13 protein-coding genes and 3 pseudogenes are annotated in these 15,977 nt (G+C 69.3%); 5 read left to right on the forward strand and 11 right to left on the reverse strand.

The window, feature by feature from the left end; genetic code table 11:
* Nucleotides 1–31 precede the first annotated feature (31 nt).
* From BXA10_RS28565 to BXA10_RS28585, 5 genes and pseudogenes are all read right to left on the reverse strand, one after another.
* Nucleotides 32–703, reverse strand: a complete 672-nt coding sequence (locus BXA10_RS28565) for a hypothetical protein (RefSeq protein WP_076473949.1) — start codon at nucleotides 701–703, stop codon at nucleotides 32–34.
* Between the two features lie 638 nt (nucleotides 704–1,341).
* Nucleotides 1,342–1,650: a dihydrofolate reductase family protein gene (locus tag BXA10_RS31165; protein WP_245828611.1), complete on the reverse strand. Its 309-nt coding sequence runs from the start codon at nucleotides 1,648–1,650 to the stop codon at nucleotides 1,342–1,344.
* A 246-nt stretch (nucleotides 1,651–1,896) separates the two neighbouring features.
* Nucleotides 1,897–2,184 (reverse strand): hypothetical protein, encoded by a 288-nt coding sequence (locus BXA10_RS32780; protein ID WP_425436133.1) that lies wholly within the window; start codon nucleotides 2,182–2,184, stop codon nucleotides 1,897–1,899.
* A 350-nt stretch (nucleotides 2,185–2,534) separates the two neighbouring features.
* The gene (locus BXA10_RS28580) at nucleotides 2,535–2,738 is read right to left on the reverse strand and encodes an SH3 domain-containing protein (protein ID WP_139338212.1); all 204 of its coding nucleotides are present in this window, start codon (nucleotides 2,736–2,738) and stop codon (nucleotides 2,535–2,537) included.
* A gap of 107 nt (nucleotides 2,739–2,845) precedes the next feature.
* Nucleotides 2,846–3,340 (reverse strand): annotated as a pseudogene (locus tag BXA10_RS28585) (Rrf2 family transcriptional regulator); the annotation flags it as partial.
* A gap of 96 nt (nucleotides 3,341–3,436) precedes the next feature.
* On the opposite strand from BXA10_RS28585, the gene BXA10_RS28590 reads away from it, so the two are divergent.
* Nucleotides 3,437–6,577: a discoidin domain-containing protein gene (locus BXA10_RS28590; RefSeq protein WP_076473952.1), complete on the forward strand. Its 3,141-nt coding sequence runs from the start codon at nucleotides 3,437–3,439 to the stop codon at nucleotides 6,575–6,577.
* Between the two features lie 425 nt (nucleotides 6,578–7,002).
* Here the strand turns inward: BXA10_RS28590 and BXA10_RS28595 are convergent, their stop codons facing one another.
* A complete protein-coding gene (locus BXA10_RS28595) occupies nucleotides 7,003–7,584 on the reverse strand; it encodes a TetR/AcrR family transcriptional regulator (protein WP_076473953.1) in 582 nt (193 codons plus the stop codon).
* Nucleotides 7,585–7,650: 66 nt separating this feature from the next.
* On the opposite strand from BXA10_RS28595, the gene BXA10_RS28600 reads away from it, so the two are divergent.
* On the forward strand, nucleotides 7,651–8,661 hold the full coding sequence (locus BXA10_RS28600; RefSeq protein WP_076473954.1) for a glycoside hydrolase family 113 protein: 1,011 nt from the start codon (nucleotides 7,651–7,653) through the stop codon (nucleotides 8,659–8,661).
* A 199-nt stretch (nucleotides 8,662–8,860) separates the two neighbouring features.
* On the opposite strand, the gene BXA10_RS28605 is transcribed toward BXA10_RS28600, so the two are convergent.
* Together BXA10_RS28605 and BXA10_RS28610 are read right to left on the reverse strand one after the other, a co-directional pair.
* Nucleotides 8,861–9,397 (reverse strand): GNAT family N-acetyltransferase, encoded by a 537-nt coding sequence (locus BXA10_RS28605; RefSeq protein WP_076473955.1) that lies wholly within the window; start codon nucleotides 9,395–9,397, stop codon nucleotides 8,861–8,863.
* 198 nt (nucleotides 9,398–9,595) lie between these two features.
* Nucleotides 9,596–10,120, reverse strand: coding sequence for a YfbM family protein (locus BXA10_RS28610; RefSeq protein ID WP_076473956.1), 525 nt, complete (start codon nucleotides 10,118–10,120; stop codon nucleotides 9,596–9,598).
* Nucleotides 10,121–10,667: 547 nt separating this feature from the next.
* Between BXA10_RS28610 and BXA10_RS28615 the strand changes: the two genes are divergently transcribed.
* Nucleotides 10,668–11,561 carry a hypothetical protein gene (locus tag BXA10_RS28615; protein WP_217696880.1) on the forward strand — a complete coding sequence of 298 codons (894 nt, stop codon included), beginning with the start codon at nucleotides 10,668–10,670 and terminating at the stop codon, nucleotides 11,559–11,561.
* A 46-nt stretch (nucleotides 11,562–11,607) separates the two neighbouring features.
* Here the strand turns inward: BXA10_RS28615 and BXA10_RS28620 are convergent.
* Nucleotides 11,608–11,904: pseudogene (locus BXA10_RS28620) on the reverse strand (winged helix-turn-helix transcriptional regulator); the annotation flags it as partial.
* Between the two features lie 5 nt (nucleotides 11,905–11,909).
* Here BXA10_RS28620 and BXA10_RS28625 point away from each other — a divergent pair.
* Nucleotides 11,910–12,612 (forward strand): annotated as a pseudogene (locus tag BXA10_RS28625) (oxidoreductase).
* Here the strand turns inward: BXA10_RS28625 and BXA10_RS28630 are convergent.
* Nucleotides 12,609–13,310, reverse strand: a complete 702-nt coding sequence (locus BXA10_RS28630) for a cytidylate kinase family protein (RefSeq protein WP_076473957.1) — start codon at nucleotides 13,308–13,310, stop codon at nucleotides 12,609–12,611. The pseudogene BXA10_RS28625 and the gene BXA10_RS28630 sit on opposite strands and share 4 nt — an antisense overlap.
* 12 nt (nucleotides 13,311–13,322) lie before the next feature.
* Complete coding sequence (locus tag BXA10_RS28635) at nucleotides 13,323–14,042, reverse strand: hypothetical protein (protein ID WP_076473958.1); 720 nt, start codon at nucleotides 14,040–14,042, stop codon at nucleotides 13,323–13,325.
* 488 nt (nucleotides 14,043–14,530) lie between these two features.
* Between BXA10_RS28635 and BXA10_RS28640 the strand changes: the two genes are divergently transcribed.
* Complete coding sequence (locus BXA10_RS28640) at nucleotides 14,531–15,955, forward strand: MFS transporter (protein ID WP_084753460.1); 1,425 nt, start codon at nucleotides 14,531–14,533, stop codon at nucleotides 15,953–15,955.
* Nucleotides 15,956–15,977: the final 22 nt, after the last annotated feature.

Consider the following 15,977-nt stretch of genomic DNA (forward strand, 5'->3'; position numbering starts at 1 on the left):
TCCGTGGCGGCCGCTGGCGCTCCTGGCCGCCTTAGGCGACAGTGCCATTGGCGGACCGCCGACGCAGCAGCGCGAGGCCGCCGAGCGCACCCACGCCCATCATGCTGGCACCGATCGCCGTCAGGGCACCGGTGTTGGTGTCGGAGAGCGAGCCACCGTCACCGGCCGCGACGGCGGCCGTCTTCGGCAACACCCAGGCTCCGTCCGGACCCGCGTACGCGCCGGCAGGCGCCGGGGCGCCGCTGACCGGGGAACCAGCCTCGCCGAGATTGGCCTGGACCATCTCGAGGAGGTCGCTGAGCAGGTTGGTCTTCACATCCACGTCCACGTCGATGTCACGGATGCAGACGACGACGGTGTTGGGCAGAGGTCCGATGGAGTTCGACGCCGCCTGCTGTGCGTGCAGGTTGAACGAGACGATGCTGTTCCTGATGGTGTTGTCCTTGATGATGTTGACGATGTTCTGCTCGTTGATCTGCTCGGTGGTCGCGCAGGTGACCCCGTTACCCTCCTTGTCCTTCAGGTCGAACGTCTTGGGCTTCTCGTCTGACCTCTTCCGCGACTCCTGCCCCTGGCTCGAGGCCTTGGGCTCACTGGGTTCTTCATTGGCCGCGGCGAGCGCGGTGGCGGGCGCGGCGAGCAACAGGGCAGCACTGCCCAGCACCACCCCGCCGGCGAGCTTGGTCAAGAACCTCGTCGACATGTTCCTCACTCCTTCTGGTCGGGCTCAGTGCGATGAGCCATGTCGAACGTTAGGCGGATTCATGCCTAACGAGAGGAACTTCCGGATTCCGTAACATTCAGCCCGCGTTATGCCACAAGAAGTTAATTCGCATCTTCTGTCCAGTAGTGGGCGCTATGTCCACCCGGCTCTGGTAGCAGCTCGCTGTTGACGACTGGCGCTGCCAGGTACGGGATCGCGGTGGCCCGAACCGATGACGGTCAGTGAACCCCGCCCCCGGCCGCTCGTCCGAACGACAGGGGCAGGAAGTCATACCGGGCCGGGCGACCGAGGGGCACCGGCTTGGGGACGATCAAAAAGGTAATGGGCTGGACGTCCTGCGACGACCCCACGAGGAGATCTTCCAGCACCGCCCAGCCCCGTGATCTACCTGGCGGTCAGCCGCGCATCAGGGCGACGACCCGGGCGAGTTCGTCTGGAGTGACGCGGGCGCCGAGGAGGATCGCGGTGCCGCCGAAGTTCCACTTCGGACCTGGTCGATGTCTTGGCCGGCCGCCCGCAGGTGCTCCTCAACGGCCCAGTACCAGTCGACCCGTTCGGCCAACGCGGCCCGCTCCGGTGAGTTCGGTCGGGATCTCGCACAAGACGATGAAGCGCGGTCATCGTGCGGCCCTCCGACAGCGGGTGAGGACGGCTGCGCCGATCTGTGCGGCCGACAGGCACTCCAGGTCGAGCTGGGGGCCGTCGGTGGGGAAGACCCGTCGACCGGTGCCGAGGACGGTGGGGAAAGTCAGCAGCCGGTACTCCTCGACCAGGTCCGCGGCCATCAGCTGGCGGACCACGCTCAGGCTCCCGGTGACGACCACGTCGCGCCGCTCGCGCTTGACCGCGTCGACCAGGTCGCCGTCAAGGACCTGCGACTTGGCCCATACCGGCGTGTCGGTGTCGGTCAGGGTGCGGGAAACCACCGCGTCGCGGCGGCTCTTGGGTGAGCGGCCAGCACGATCCCTGGCCCCCGGCAGTACTGTCGTCGCAGCGGTCCTGGCGGATCGGTGGGTCGCCGTGGGTGCGACCGATCCCAGGCTCCGACCATGCCGTGCCGTAAAGACGGGCATCGGCAACGGTGCTGTGTCCGACTCACCTCACTCGGCGGGATTACAGCGGTGACCGTGGCGGCGTCATCACCAGCGCCGGCCCCGCCGCCCCCGGCGGTGTCAGCGCTGCGTGCGGTCGTCGATCTCCGTGCCGGACTCGCCTGGCCGGGCGCCGATCGCCTCCTCGGCGGCCCGGCCGCCGGTGCTCTCGTCACCCAGGTCCAGACTGCTGTGGGGCAGGCCCGACAGCCCGGCCAGGTCCTGGTCCTCACCCTGCACGCCCCGCGCGTCCTGGGCGCGGTCGTCGACCACCGTCTCGCCCCGCCGGGCCCCGATCGCCTCCTCGGCGGCCCGGCCGCCGGTGCTCTCGTCACCCAGGTCCAGACTGCTGCGGGGCAGGCCGGACAACCCGGCCGGATCCTGTGTGGGTTGGTCGACGGCGGCGGCCGTCTGCGCACCCGACCCGCCGGCCGACTCGCGGCGTCCGACGCCCTCGCCGCGGTACGTGCTCGAGGTCGGCGCACCGCCCTGCTCGGCCAGGTTGGTGTCGGCCGGCCCGCCGTCCGGCTCGGCCAGTCCGGCCCGGCGCAACATCTCGACCAGCTCGTCGTGCGGCATCCGGTCCGTGTCCGGCATTCCCGCTGCGCGCGCGATCGACCGCAAGGTCTTGAGGTCCTGATCCGCGAAGGTTTCGGCCATGCCGCTGGCTTCCCTCGTGCCGGGGACGGAAACCCCGGATCAGGCCAGCGCCGCCGATGTCACTCCTCGTCCTGTTTCTCCATCCCGCCGGTGGCCTGGTAGTGCCAGCCGTCGCCGGCCGAACGAACCTTGCGGTACTGCACGTACCAGGTCCCGTCGCGCGTCTCGTGGGTGAAATCCACGAGGTCGCCGGGACCGTCGGGCAGCTCGCGCTGCACACCGTCGAGCGGCCCGCCGTGCAGGTGCGCCACTGAAGCCTCCATGCCCAGCGGGCTACCCGTGTGGCCGCCGGCCATGCCCGATACGGCGCGGTTTCGCCCACGCCAGCGCGACGGGGCCGCCGGAACCGGACCCTATTTTGCAGAATGTCGGCGACAGTCGAGCGCGCGAGCGCCGCCCGGAAGGTGTCGGTCGCCTCGTCGTACAGGTCGGTGAGCACCGGCCGGATTCCGCGTCCGACCGGGCACTCCAGGTTCGGTCTGCCGTGGTCCAGGGCCAGCAGCGGCTCCGGTGAGACGGCCAGCCAGACGTCCAGCAACGTGATCTCCGTCGCCGACCGCGCGAGGGAGTAGCCGGCGCCGTTGCCGCGGCGTGCCCGCACCAGGCCGGCCCGCTGCAGGTCACCGAGGCTGCGTCGGACGATGACCGCGTTCGTGTTGATGCTGGCGGCCACCTCCTCGGAGGTGAGCACCTCACGACCGCGCCGCCTGGCCAGTTCCATCCAGGCCAGGGCATGAGCCGCGATCGTTATCCCGCTGTTGGCCGCCACCCCGGCAGTCTCGCCGCCCGTGTGGCAAAAGCAGCCATCACCGTTACGTTCGGCGGCCGTCGCGCGCCAAGCCCGGGTGTCCGTGGCGTCGAGCACGCGGTTAAGGGGTTCGCGCCCCTTGACATCCGGAGAAGATCATCGGAGCCTCTGGGGGCTGAGACAACGTTGTCAACGGGGAAGCGAGGCCATCCCATGTCCGATTTCGCGTTGAGCCGCAGGCGGCTCCTCATCCTTGCCGGTGCCATCGGCAGCGGCCTCGCCATCGCCTCGCCCGCCGGCAGCGCCCAGGCCGCGCCGCTCGCGCCCACGTCGCCGGTCGCGGCCACCGACCCGGTCGCCGCCACCTACCACGCACTGCTGCTCGCCCACACGCGATGGTCGGAGCAGCAGTGGGATCCGGCGCTCAACGCCTACCGTCTCGCGGACTTCCGCTTCGCGGTCGTCCTCGGCAACGCGGTCCTGCTCACCGCGCCCGGATACGACGCGGCAGCCGCTGGCGTCGACCGGGACACCCTGCACAGCCGCACCGTCGCCACCATCCGACGGTACGCGGCCACCAACCGCCTCGCCGGCGGCACCGAGTGGGGCCAGCAACTCTTCTGGGACAGCACCTTCGAGCTCTACTTCATCCTGGCCGCCCGGCTGCTCTGGGCCGACCTGGACGAGGCGACCCGCACCAACGTCGACCGCATCGCCCGCGGACAGGCCGCGTACGCCTCCGACCTGGGCACGGGTGACGACCCGCTCAGTGGCGACTGGACGCCGAACGGCCTGACCGGTGGCTGGATCGGTGACACCAAGCTCGAAGAGATGGGCGTCTACGCCCAGGCGATCGCGCCCGGCCTGGCCTGGGCGGCGGACGACGACCGCGCCGCCGGGTGGCGCGAGCGGTTCCTCACGTGGACGATCAACGCGACCGGACTTCCCCCCGCCGACCGCGCCAGCCACGCCGTCGTCGACGGGCGGACGGTCGCGCAGTGGAACACCGCCCACAACATCCACGACTCCTTCCTGGTCGAGAACCACGGCTCCTTCGGGCCGCACTACCAGGAAGAGCTCTGGCGTACGGCGGGCCGCACCGCAGCGCACTTCCTGACCGCCGGCCAACCACTCCCCGAGGCGCTCACCCGGCAACCCAACGGGGCTGAGCTGTGGCGGACCATGCGACTGATGGCCAGCGACGCCGGCGAACCGTTCATGCCGATGGTCGCGGACCGCTACCACCTGTACGGCCGCGACGTCCTGCCGCTGGCCTTCCTCGCGCAGGTCCAGGGTGACCGGCACGCGGCCCGGGCCGAGGCGGACCTGGCCGACCGGCTCATGCCCTACCTGAACTACCCGCCCGAGGACCGACTTACCAAGTTCAGCGGCGAACCGAAGTACGAGCCGGAGGCGCGGGCCGAGGTCGCGATCAGTTATCTCTTCCACGCCTGGCGGGCCGCCAACGGCGGTGTCGTCCAGCCGGTCGACAGCACCACGTTCTTCACCGCGGCCGCCGGCACGAGGGACTTCGGGGAGCAGGCCGGCCTGACCGCCCAGCAGACCGCGACCGCCTTCGCCGCGGCGGTCAGCAAGACCGGCTTCGTGTCGTTCCTGTGGGCCCCCGCCCACGACAACTGGCTGTTCGACACGCGGGCCGCGTCGCTGCTGCCGAGGCAGTCCGCGCCCGTCCTCGGCCGCACCTCCGCCGCGTACACCGTGGCGCGCGACGGTGTCGACGCCACCGCCACCGTCCTGCGGGTCGCCGGCGGCACCGCCGGATACGCCACGCTCCCCACCGGCACGGTCGTGTACGCCACCACCGGCATCGCGGAAGACGAGGGCGTCCTCACGCTGTTCAACCTGGACATGCCCGGCGTACCCGGGCTCACCGGCACCCGCACCTTCACCGGCGAGCAGGGGTCCGTCACCCTGGCCGGACAATCGGGCCTCGGCGACGGCGGGACCGACCAGGTCAACCTCCCGCCCCGGTCAGCCCGGTGGGTGCGGATGCTCGGCCAGGCCCCCGCCACCCAGTACGGCTACTCGCTGTTCGCGCTCGCCGTGCTCGACGCCCGCGGCGTCGACCTCGCCACCGGCCGACCCACCACCGCCTCGTCGGCCGACCCGGCCTACCCCGCACGAAACGCCACCGATGGCAACACCGGAACCCGCTGGGCGGTGGCTCGCGAGGAGCGCGCCCGCCCGGACAGTTGGCTCGCCGTCGACCTCGGCGCGCCGACGGACATCAGCGGCGTACGCCTGGACTGGGAGGCCGCCTACGGCACCCGGTACGTCATCCAGACCTCGCTCGACGGCGTCACCTGGAGCGACGCGGCGGTGGTGCCGGACCGCCCGACCATCGCCGGCTCCTGGCTGGACGTCGACGGGCGTGCCGGCCTGGTGGTCCACAACGGCCAGAACCCGATCACGGTGACCGGCACCAACGTCACCCTCTCCAGCGGACCGGCCGCCGGCAGCACCCGGCTGATCGTCGAGGGGTACGCGGACGCGAACCACTCGGCCCTGGCCGCGGCGGCGTCCCGTGCACTGCCGAGCGGCGGGCCGGAGGCGTTGCGGGTCAGCGACGCGGACGGATACCTCAGCATGTTCAACCTGTCCGACGAGGACATCACGACGGCCACCGTCACGCTCCCGCAGCCCACGACGCCGCGCCTGTACCGCGGGAGCCAGGTCACCGGATCCGGCACCACCGACTACCAGGTCGACCTCGCCGCCGCCACCGCCCGCGTCGAGCCACCCCGGTTCACCGCGACCCCGGTAGCGCCCGCGAGGGCGGTCCCCGCCGGCACCCGGTTCGACGTCACCGACTCCCACCACCTCACGATCACCGCACCCGCCGGCGACATCGTGTCGGTACAGGTGGAGTGCGCCGCCAGCGGTGCCACCCGTCGGGTGACCGTACCCGCTGGTCGTAGCCGCGACGTGGAGTTCGCCGGTGCGCCGGTGACGCCGACCAGCGACCTCGCCCGGTCCCGGACGACCTACCCGACGTCGCCGCTGCCGGCTGGCATGACCGACCCGTCGGCGGCCGTCGACGGCGACCCGGGTACCTCCTGGGAGCCCGGTCCGACCGGCCGGATGGTGATCGACCTCGGAACGCGCCAGGACCTCGCCTCGCTCCACCTGACCTGGACCCCCGGTCGGCGCCGGCCGGTCACCGTGGCGGTCTCCGCCGACGGCCTCGACTACGTCGAGGTCGCCTCCGTCGCGCGTCCGCGCCCGGAATCCGACATCGCTGTCCGGACCTCCGGGCGCTACGTGGCGATCGCGGTCGCCGACTGGTGGCACGGCGACGCGCGGCTGACCCACGTGGAGGTCTTCCCGGCCTGATCCGTCACCTCCACTCCACGTCGGGGCCGTCCGTGTCGGAGCCGTCCACCGGGCATACGCGGATCCGCGGACGTTCGGCTCTGCCGACGAGCGAGCGTCCCACGAGTTGGGCCTCGGTCGACCTGAATAAGGTGATGCGGTGCCGATCTACGTTGGGTCCTGCACGAGTGGGAATCGGCGGGGATGGAACGACGGCCCAAGTCCTGAACCGGCACACGTCCCGCGCGCTCATGGCGCGTCGAGCCCGTGGGCAGCCGGTGTGCCCGTCGCTGCCGGTGGCGAGCCTCGCCGGCGCGGGCATTCGGCTCTGCCGATGTCAGGGCAGATGATCGTGGCTCTGGCGAGCGGAGGCAAGGGCCGGAGTGCCCGGAACCTGTTTCCCGTGAGCGTCGAGTGGCGCGCGGCCACGTTCGGCGTGTGGGTGTTCAGGCGCGGCCACGTACGAGTGGTAGCAAGACCTCATCGACGATTTCGATCAGTACCTCGTCGGGGACCGAGGGGATGCCGCGCATCGCGTACTCGGCTCGTAGCAGCATCATCGGCGTTGTTGCGACGCGCGGATGGGCAGCCGTCGGCGGCGCCTCGCCGCGTGCTACGGCGCGTTCGAGCATGGTCAGCCAGGCGCGGTCCATGGTGTCCGCGCCCGATCGTTCGCGCATGAGGGCGAGCAGCGCCGGGTCGTCCGCCGCAGCCGCCAGCAGGGCGCGTAGGACTGCTCCGTGCGGCGAGGACCATGTCTCGTTCGCCTGCCGCAGCATCTCGAGGGCGTCGCCCCGCAGGGTGCCCGTGTCGGGGTTAGGCATCACGGTGTCGGACAGGTGGCGGTACGCCGCGATGCCGAGCGCCGCCCGATGCGGCCACCGGCGGTAGATGGCGTTCTTGTTGGTCCCGGCGCGGGCGGCGACCCGGTCCATGGTCATCCCCGCGTAGCCGGACTCGCGTAGTTCCTCTGCCGCCGCCTGCAGGATCGCCCGTTCCAGCTCCTCACCCCGGCGCCTCGTGCTCATGTCTTGCAGGGTACTCGACGTACCCTATAGGGTACGCGACGTACCTTAAAGGCGAGAGGAATCTCCATGCGCATCTTCGGCATGAACTACGACACCGGCTTCGTGAGCGCCGGGTCCACCACGCACGAACCGTTCGACCCCGAGACCGTGCGGCGCGACCTGCGTGTCATCCGTGAGGAGTTGCACTGCGACGCGGTGCGCATCACCGGCGGTGTCCAGGACCGGCTGGAGCTGGCCTCGCGATTCGCCGCCGAGGCTGGGCTCGAGGTGTGGTACTGCCCGTTCACCAACGGCCTGGACCGCGACGAGCTCATGGCGTTCGTGCTCGACGGCGCCGAGCGGGCCGAGCGGTTGCGGCACGCCGGGGCGTCGGTCGTGTACCTCACGGGCTCCGAGATCTCCATGTTCACCGACGGTTTCCTGCCCGGCCGTGACCTGGCGGAGCGTATGGCGCTGTTCACCGATCCGATGCGGATGCGGGAGGCTGTCCCAGCCGCCCGCGCCGCGGTACGCGACTTCCTCGCCGAGGCGGTGCCCGCGGTGCGGAAGCGATTCGACGGCCCCGTCGGTTACGCGTCGATCCCGCTGGAGGACGTCGACTGGGCGCTGTTCGACATCATCGCCAGCGACGCCGGCTACCGCGACGCGACCAACGCCGCGGCGTTCCCGCAAACCTTGGCGGCCGCGGTGGGGGCGGGCAAGCCGTATGCCGCGACCGAGTTCGGCTGCTGCACATTCCGCGGCGCGGCCGACGTCGCGGGCGCGACGGAGCCGGTGACGTACGACGAGCGCGGCCGCGCCGCGAAGCTCACTGCGGAGCTGGAGCGTGACGAGGAGGGCCAGGCCCGCTACCTCATGGACCTGCTGCACGACTACGAGTCCGGTGGGGTGGAGGCGGCGTTCGTATACACGTTCGCGAACCGGCACCTACCGACCACCGGCGACCCGGAGCACGACTACGACCTGGCCGCGCGCGGGATCGTGCGGGTACTGCCGGACGGCTCGTGGACGCCGAAGGCCGCGTTCCATGCCCTGGCTGAATACGGCCGCACGCGCACCCAGAACCGCGCGAAGTAGTCGCGCAATCTCGCCCCGCCCCCACCGCGCAGCGCGGCCGTGAGCACGCCCACGCCGGGCCGGCGGTCATTCCTGGCGATTATCTCGCCAACGGAGGCGCCCGGCCTGTGTGACAGACACCGCACGAACTCGGCGGGGGACTGCTGAGGCATGGCCGTCGCTGCTCAGGGCCGTCCTCAAAAGCCAAACGCCGGGTTTGTCAAAGCCGTCTCGTGGTGAACAGGGTAGTACCGTAGACCGGGTCCACTTCCTTCCTCTCGGTCTCGGTGAAACCGATCTTGGCCAGTACACGGCGAGAAGCGGTGTTCCAGTCCCAGACCGTGGCCCACAGACGTTCGTACCCGGAGGATCTCGCCCAGTCCAGAACCGCCAACGAGGCCTCGGTTGCGTATCCCTGGCGCCAGACTCGGCGTAGCAGCTCGAACGCCAGTTCCGGTTCCCCGTCCGATCCTCGTCCGCTGTCGACTAGCCCGCAGCAGCCGATGACGTCGCGAGTGGCCTTCCGCTCGACCGCCAGCAACCCGGTCGACCACAGCTGGTTGGTGCGGATCGAATCCTCGAGCTCCGCGACCGTGGGGTGTCCGTCCGCGTCGATTCGGCGGTGCGGCGGCACTCGTGGATCACGTTCGGCCCAGAGTTCACGCTGAACGACAGCCTCGGCTACCCGCCAAGGCCTGAGCAGCAGGCGCTCCGTCTCGAGTTCAACCTCGCGGTCCGGAGTTGCGTCAGGTGCCACGACCGCAATCCTTTCACGGACGAACGCACGGCCCTGCCGCCGTCCTCCCGTGTTCGGTGAGTAGGCGTCACGCTCGGCGGTTGATTTCTCAGGTCTGGTGGCACTTCCGAACCGCCGGTGTGAGTGCTAGTCCGGGGGGTTGGCCGTGAACGCCGTCCCACCTATTTCGCAGTGCTTCGGTGGGCTGCGTCGTGCGGATCAGTCGAGCCAGCAGATGATTGCGTCGCCCTCCTTAGCGGATGCGGCGAAGAAGCTTCGGACGTCGGGCAGGTAGTGGGCCACCCAAGCCAGCTCGCCGGGTTTTTCCCAGGTCCCGGGGTAGACCTCGGCCCGGTTCAACTCCTGCGGGTCGACGCCGCGGATGAGGTCGTCTTCGGTGAGTGTGGCCAGTTGCGACGCCGCGGCGGCTACCTGGGCCGGTGTCAGGTAGGAGGGCGGCCCGTAGCCCCAGTCGTCTTCGAGGTTTTCCAGGAAGTCGAACATCTCCTCGCTGTCGGGTTCGACGTCCGGCAACTCCACGAAGCTCTCTGCTCCCAGCACCAGCGGAATCTCGAAGCCGAGCCGATCGAGTAGGAAATCAAGACCGTTCCATGCCTTGTCGGTGGCGGTCCAGCGTCCGGAGTTGTCGTCGCGCGCCGTCATGGCGATCTCGTAGGCCCAGCCGAGGTCGGTCCTGGCGCGTTCCAGTTCGTCCGGGGAAACGCGCAGCCAGTTGCCGTTCATGCTCACGGCGTCAGCCTAGATACCGACTACGACACTCCCCGCACCGCGGGCGACCCGGCGGCGACCTGTTCTGCTGCCGGCCAAGTGGTGCACCGCGGCATTCACCTCGGCCGACGACAACTGAAACTGATCGAGGCTGGACAGCTCCGATTCGAGTGCCCCCCGCCACCGTCCCCACACGTTGCGCGGCTGCCTTCGGTGAACGTCCGCCCGCCGATCAGCGGATGCCTTGTCCGCGCCTGACGGGTGATGGGCGCCTGATGCCAGGGGGTGGCAGCCGGTAGCGGCAACCCGCCCCCTACGGAGAGGTGGAGCCTCTCGTCGCGCTAAAGAGCAGTCACAAAAGGTCTGGCGGGATGACCAGCGGGCTCTGTGACGGATCCTCCCCTGTCAGCGCCACGTGGTTGGATGCAGGCCGGTGATCGAGAGGGGGATCATGACGCCCACGACCCCACCGCGTCCGTTGGATGTGGTCTCGTTGTTTCCGGAACTGGCAGGGATGTCCAGGAGGGCCACCCGCCTTCATCCCCGCCCAGGAGACCCGACCGTGCATGACAGTTCGGTGGGTGGGCCTTTGCTGTGGCCGGTAGGCGAGGCCTGGCCGACATGCAGCGACGAGCACGAGCCGTACGAGTTGACGACGTTGGAGGACGTCCGCACGCGTCGACGCATTCTCGCCGCGGCATGGAAGCGGCCCAGGCTGCCGGGAACGAATCTGCTCACCGCCGACGAGAAGGAGGTCGTGGACCGCATCGATGCCGGTTACGACCCGGCGCTGTTGCCGAGGCAGCCGCTGCCGCTCATCCCGCTGGCGCAGCTCTACGCCCGGGACGTCCCCGATCTGCCCTGTCCCGATGGCACCGACATGCTTCAAGTGCTGTGGTGCCCGTTCGACGAAATCATGGATGCGCGTTCGGCCGTACATCTGCGGTGGCGGCGGTCCACGGGCGTGCGGAACCTGCTGATGAACCCGCCCGAGCCGGCCTTCGCCGGTCAGGGCTGTTACGTGCCGGAACCCTGCGTTCTGTACCCGGAGCAGGTCGTCGAATACCCGGCTTATCACGAGCTGGATGATGAGCTGGCGGAACGTATCATCTCCCGAGAGCGGAAGCTCCTGCAGTCACCGGACGAGAAGCAACCGGGTTACCGGGGCGATCTGTCCGTCGCTCCCGGCTGGAAGGTCGGTGGCTGGTCCGCCTTCTTTGCCTTCCGGAGCCCGGCGGGCCCTGATGAGCTCCGGTGCTGCGGCGCCCCGCTGGAACCACTTCTTACCATCCCCAGCGACGAATGGGACGGCGACAGCCGCAGCTGGCGTCCCCTCATTGAGGACGAGTCGGTCGACCACACCCCGACGCAGGTCGAAATTGGTCGTGGTTACACCCTTCAGGTCTACCGGTGCACCGCCTCGCAGGATCATCCACCGGTCACCATCATGCAGTGACTCGATTTGAGGCAGCGGGGCTGGGCTGACGTCGTGTCTGCTGGGCTCAGGCGACGTGGCTGTCGTACGTCGCGCGGTTGGCGAGCACGTCGTCCATGTGCGTTTCGGCCCAGTCCTTCATGCCGCGCAGCATCTGGTGCAGGGAGAGGCCGAGGTCGGTCAGCTCGTAGGTGACCGTGACGGGCACGGTCGGCACCACGGTGCGGTTGATTAGACCGTCGCGTTCCAGGGAGCGCAGCGTCTGAGTCAGCATCTTCTGGCTGACGCCGGCGAGCAGGCGCGACAGCTCCGAGTACCGCATCGGCCGGGGTTCACCGTTGCAGTCGGCGCCGAGCCGTCGAGCTCGGCATCACCCACATCGACACCGCCGACGCCTACGGGCCGCATGTCACCAACCAGCTGATCCGGGAGGCGCTGCACCCGTACCCCGAGTCGCTGCACATCGTGACAAAGGTCGGCGCGAACCGCGACCAGCATCGCGGCTGGCCGCCGGCCCGTGACCCGGAAAGCCTGCGCCGCGCTGTGCACGCGAACCTCGACAACCTCGGTCTCCACGTGCTCGACCTGGTCGACCTCCGGCTCGGCAATGCCGAGGGACCCCAGCCCGGTTCGGTCGCCGAGGCGCTCGAGACGCTCGTCGAGCTCCAGCAGCAAGGTCTGATCCGGCACCTCGGACTGAGCAACGCGACGCCGGAACAGGTCGCCGAGGCGCAGACGATCGCGTCGATCGTGTGCGTGCAGAACATGTACAACCTCGCGTACCGGCAGGACGACGAGCTGATCGACGCGCTCGTTGACCAGGGCGTCGCCTACGTGCCGTTCTTCCCGCTCGGCGGCTTCAACGCGCTGCAGTCCTCGCGCTGTCGACCGTAGCCGCCCGGTTGGAGGCGACACCGATGTCTGTCGCCCTGGCCTGGCTGCTGCAGCGCTCACCGAACATCCTGCTGATCCCGGCACCTCGTCCACGGCACACCTGCGCGAGAACATCGCGGGCGCGGGACTTTCCCTCTCCGACGACGACCACGCCGAGCTGGACAAGATCGGCTGTTAGCGGAACTCCGCCGGCTTGGGTTTGCCATGTGTCGAGGTTTCCCACGCCGGCTGCTGGGGCTCGTCGTTGTGCACGATGATGTCGACGTGATCGGTAGGGCGGACCGTAGCGAAGTAGAGCTGTTGGGAGGGGATGTAACGCTGGCGCCAGCGCCGTTCGACTTCAGCCCGAGATGACACCTGATGCTCTCGGAACACGGCACGATTCACGGTCTCTTCTAGTGCGGTCGACACGAAGATGCGCAGGTCCCACCGATCAATCAGTTCGGGGCGCATGAGGAAGACGCCGTCGAAGAGCAGCACGGCGCCGGCCGGGGCGGTCGTGACCGGCGGGGACAGCACAGTATCCGCGGTGTGGTCGTAGACCGCGGGTTGGAAGCGTCGATCTCCGCCCGGGCCGAGCGGATCGAGCAGAACCCGGTTCAGCGCGTCGTAGTCGTGGGCGTCGAAGTAGCAACCTTCTGCCGAGTACTCGCCGCGCGGATAACGCTGTGCCCGGGGAAAAACGAAGTCGTCGATCGTCGCGCGGATGACGTCGCGGCCCTGTGCGCGCAGGACGACCGCCAGTTCGTCGGCGAGCGTGGTCTTGCCTGCAGCGGGCGGTCCGTCGATGGCAACCCGGGTTGGATGTGCGACTGCGACGGACCCGACTGCCTCAGCCAAGCGGCCGAGCACCTCGTCGCGGGTGCCTTGGTCCATGTCCTGCCCGTCCTAGTCTCGCGAAGGTCGCCGTGTCGATTCTGCGGCTTTGCGCTCGTCGGCTGCCGCGAGTCCGGCGCGCATCGACTCCCGTGCCGCCGACTCCCACGGCCCGGAGGCGGCCAACGGGATCTCGGTCATGAATCGCCGCTCGGCTTCCGGGATCAGCGCGACCACGAGGTCAGGATTCGTGGCTGCGGTCGCGTAAAGGTTCGGGCCGTCAGCGTAGAACAGGTCGACGACGACGAGTCGCCCATCCGCGGCGCGCATGACGTTGGCCGGATTGTGGTCCAGCGGTCCGCACCACGGGAGCTCCCGCCGAGCCTGTTCGTGGACACGGCGCACGACATCAACGAGATCGGCAACTTCCGGGGCCCTCTCGGCCACCGCCCGGTGGAATGCGACGGCTTCGTCCACGGGGACGGGTTGAAGCCATTCCAGAACCTGAACATCGCCGCCGCCGGTCAGACGGCGGTGCGCGAACAGTGCTGGGACCTGGCGAGTGTGCGCGGCCTTCCGGTACAGGGCAGCGGAATATGGGCCGGTTGGGTCGAACGGGCTGATGCGCGCGGCCGCCGTGCCGTCCGGCGAGCGCAGCGCGATCGCCCAGTCGCCGGCGCCGCACGCGGTCCATCCCGCCGCGACAAACGCTCGTTCCACGTCTCGATGATTGGCCTCTCGGCCCAGCCGGCTGAGCGTCTCCCCGTGTGGCCCCATCTCGTCCGACGTCATGGCGTAGAGCGTAGGCAATCATCCGCGAGCGGCGGGCACGTAGGATTCCCGGACACCCCGCCCGTGCTATCCGCAAGTCGCACACCAGCGGTCCGCGCTCCATGGCCGGACAGCGCCGGGCGTGACCCGATGCGGAGGCGGACTGATGGGCGGCGTAGCACGAGAAGCCATCCGTCTCCTGCCACACCATGCGGTGGGCACGGCGAGGTAGTCGTTCGCGTACGGGTCACTGCGACAGGGCCCGCCGTCGCCTGTCCGGTCATGCCTGTATCCAATTGAGCCGCAACGGCGACCTGGCTACCCTGCTTGGGTTGTTGATCCACAGTTAGGAGTTGAGATGCGCCTCGCCATGGTCACGGTCCCCGCTTCGCCGCGAGAGCACACCGCGCACTGATCGTCCGCCGCCGGAAGAACTAGCCGGCGGTGCAGTGCTCCTCGCCGCGGGGCGGTCCTACGACCGTTTCCCCTTCTTGGCTCGAGGAGCTCTTTTGCGTGCCCTTGTATCCGCGCGTCTGGGCGCGGATTTCACCAAACTGTGGACCGCTTCGGCGGTGTCCAACATCGGCGACGGTGTCACCATGGCCGCCGGCCCGTTGCTGGTCGCTTCCGTCAGCGATAATCCGGCTCTTATTGCCGGAGCCGCCTTCGCCCAGCAGCTGCCCTGGCTGCTGTTCGCTCTGATCAGCGGCGCCTACGTCGACCGGCTCGACCGGCGCCAGCTGGTCGTTGCCGTCAACCTGGTACGCGCTGTCGCCCTAGCCGGGTTGGCGGCCACCATCGCGACCGAGACCGTCACCGTGCCCATCATCTACACGGTGCTCTTCCTCCTCGGTACCGGAGAATCCCTCGCGGACACCGGCATGGGCGCCTTACTCCCGTCGGTGGTCGCACCCGAGAAGCTGCCCAGCGCCAATGCCCGGCTCTACGCGAGCTTCACCATCGGCAACCAGTTCATCGCCAAACCGTTGGGCGCGTGGTTGTTCGCCATCTCCGCCGCCACACCATTCGGGCTCGACGCATTCACGTTCGCTGTGGCTGCGGCGCTGATAGCCGGCATCCGACCGGTTCCCGCGCCGGAGCAGCAACCCCAGCCGCAGGCCTCGTTGCGCGACGAGATCGCCGCCGGTGTGCGGTGGTTGTGGCGGCACCGGCTGCTGCGGACCCTCGCCGTCACCATGGGCCTGGGCAACATCGCGTTCGGCGCCGCGTTCGCGGTGTTCGTCCTCTACTGCCGGCAGCGACTGGACCTGTCCGACGTCGGCTACGGCTTCCTGCTGACCGCCTTCGCGGTCGGCGGCCTGTTCGGTACGACAGTCGCCGCCAAGCTCACGCGAGCCTTCGGGAACACGACGGTGCTACGTGCCGGCCTGGTCATCGAGGTCGTCACGCACGTGACCCTGGCGACCACGACGACCCCCTGGGTGGCCGCGCTCATCCTGGTCGTATTCAGCATCCACGCCATGGTCTGGGGCATCACCGTCGCCTCCGTCCGGCAGCGGGCGGTGCCCGAACATCTGCGCGGTCGGGTAGGCAGCGCATACGCACTGCTGGACTTCGGCGGAGCCGCGCTGGGCTCCCTCCTCGGCGGTCTGTTCGCCAGCGTCTGGGAGATCACCACCCCGTTTTGGATCGCGGCCGTGATGATGACAGCGGTCACCACCCTCGCCTGGCGCCGGTTGCGCGAAACAACCGCCGAACAACCCCACCCGGCCCCGAGCAGCGTTATCCCGGTGTTCGGGGCCGGGTGCTCAGGCAAGACATCTCCGGCACGGCATCCGGTAGCCGCGATCCGAACGCTGCGGAGCGCGCGACCATCCAGCCGCCCTCGGAGTGTCCGGCGATGGCTCCCCTCTGTGTCAAGACACCGCCGGGAGGAGGGTTCTATCCTGGGTCTCGGCGGGTCCGGGAAGTGACTTCTCCGAAGAGCCGGCTGGG

Origin of the sequence: Micromonospora avicenniae, from assembly GCF_900156065.1 — a bacterium.
Taxonomy (GTDB): Bacteria; Actinomycetota; Actinomycetes; order Mycobacteriales; family Micromonosporaceae; genus Micromonospora; species Micromonospora avicenniae.

Coding starts and splice junctions, on each gene's coding strand:
- BXA10_RS28565 (WP_076473949.1), bottom strand. CDS start 703: ATGTCGACGAGGTTCTTGACCAAGCTCGCCGGCGGGGTGGTGCTGGGC.
- BXA10_RS28610 (WP_076473956.1), bottom strand. CDS start 10,120: ATGAACGGCAACTGGCTGCGCGTTTCCCCGGACGAACTGGAACGCGCC.
- BXA10_RS28590 (WP_076473952.1), top strand. CDS start 3,437: ATGTCCGATTTCGCGTTGAGCCGCAGGCGGCTCCTCATCCTTGCCGGT.
- BXA10_RS28600 (WP_076473954.1), top strand. CDS start 7,651: ATGCGCATCTTCGGCATGAACTACGACACCGGCTTCGTGAGCGCCGGG.
- BXA10_RS28595 (WP_076473953.1), bottom strand. CDS start 7,584: ATGAGCACGAGGCGCCGGGGTGAGGAGCTGGAACGGGCGATCCTGCAG.
- BXA10_RS28580 (WP_139338212.1), bottom strand. CDS start 2,738: ATGGAGGCTTCAGTGGCGCACCTGCACGGCGGGCCGCTCGACGGTGTG.
- BXA10_RS28630 (WP_076473957.1), bottom strand. CDS start 13,310: ATGGACCAAGGCACCCGCGACGAGGTGCTCGGCCGCTTGGCTGAGGCA.
- BXA10_RS28635 (WP_076473958.1), bottom strand. CDS start 14,042: ATGACGTCGGACGAGATGGGGCCACACGGGGAGACGCTCAGCCGGCTG.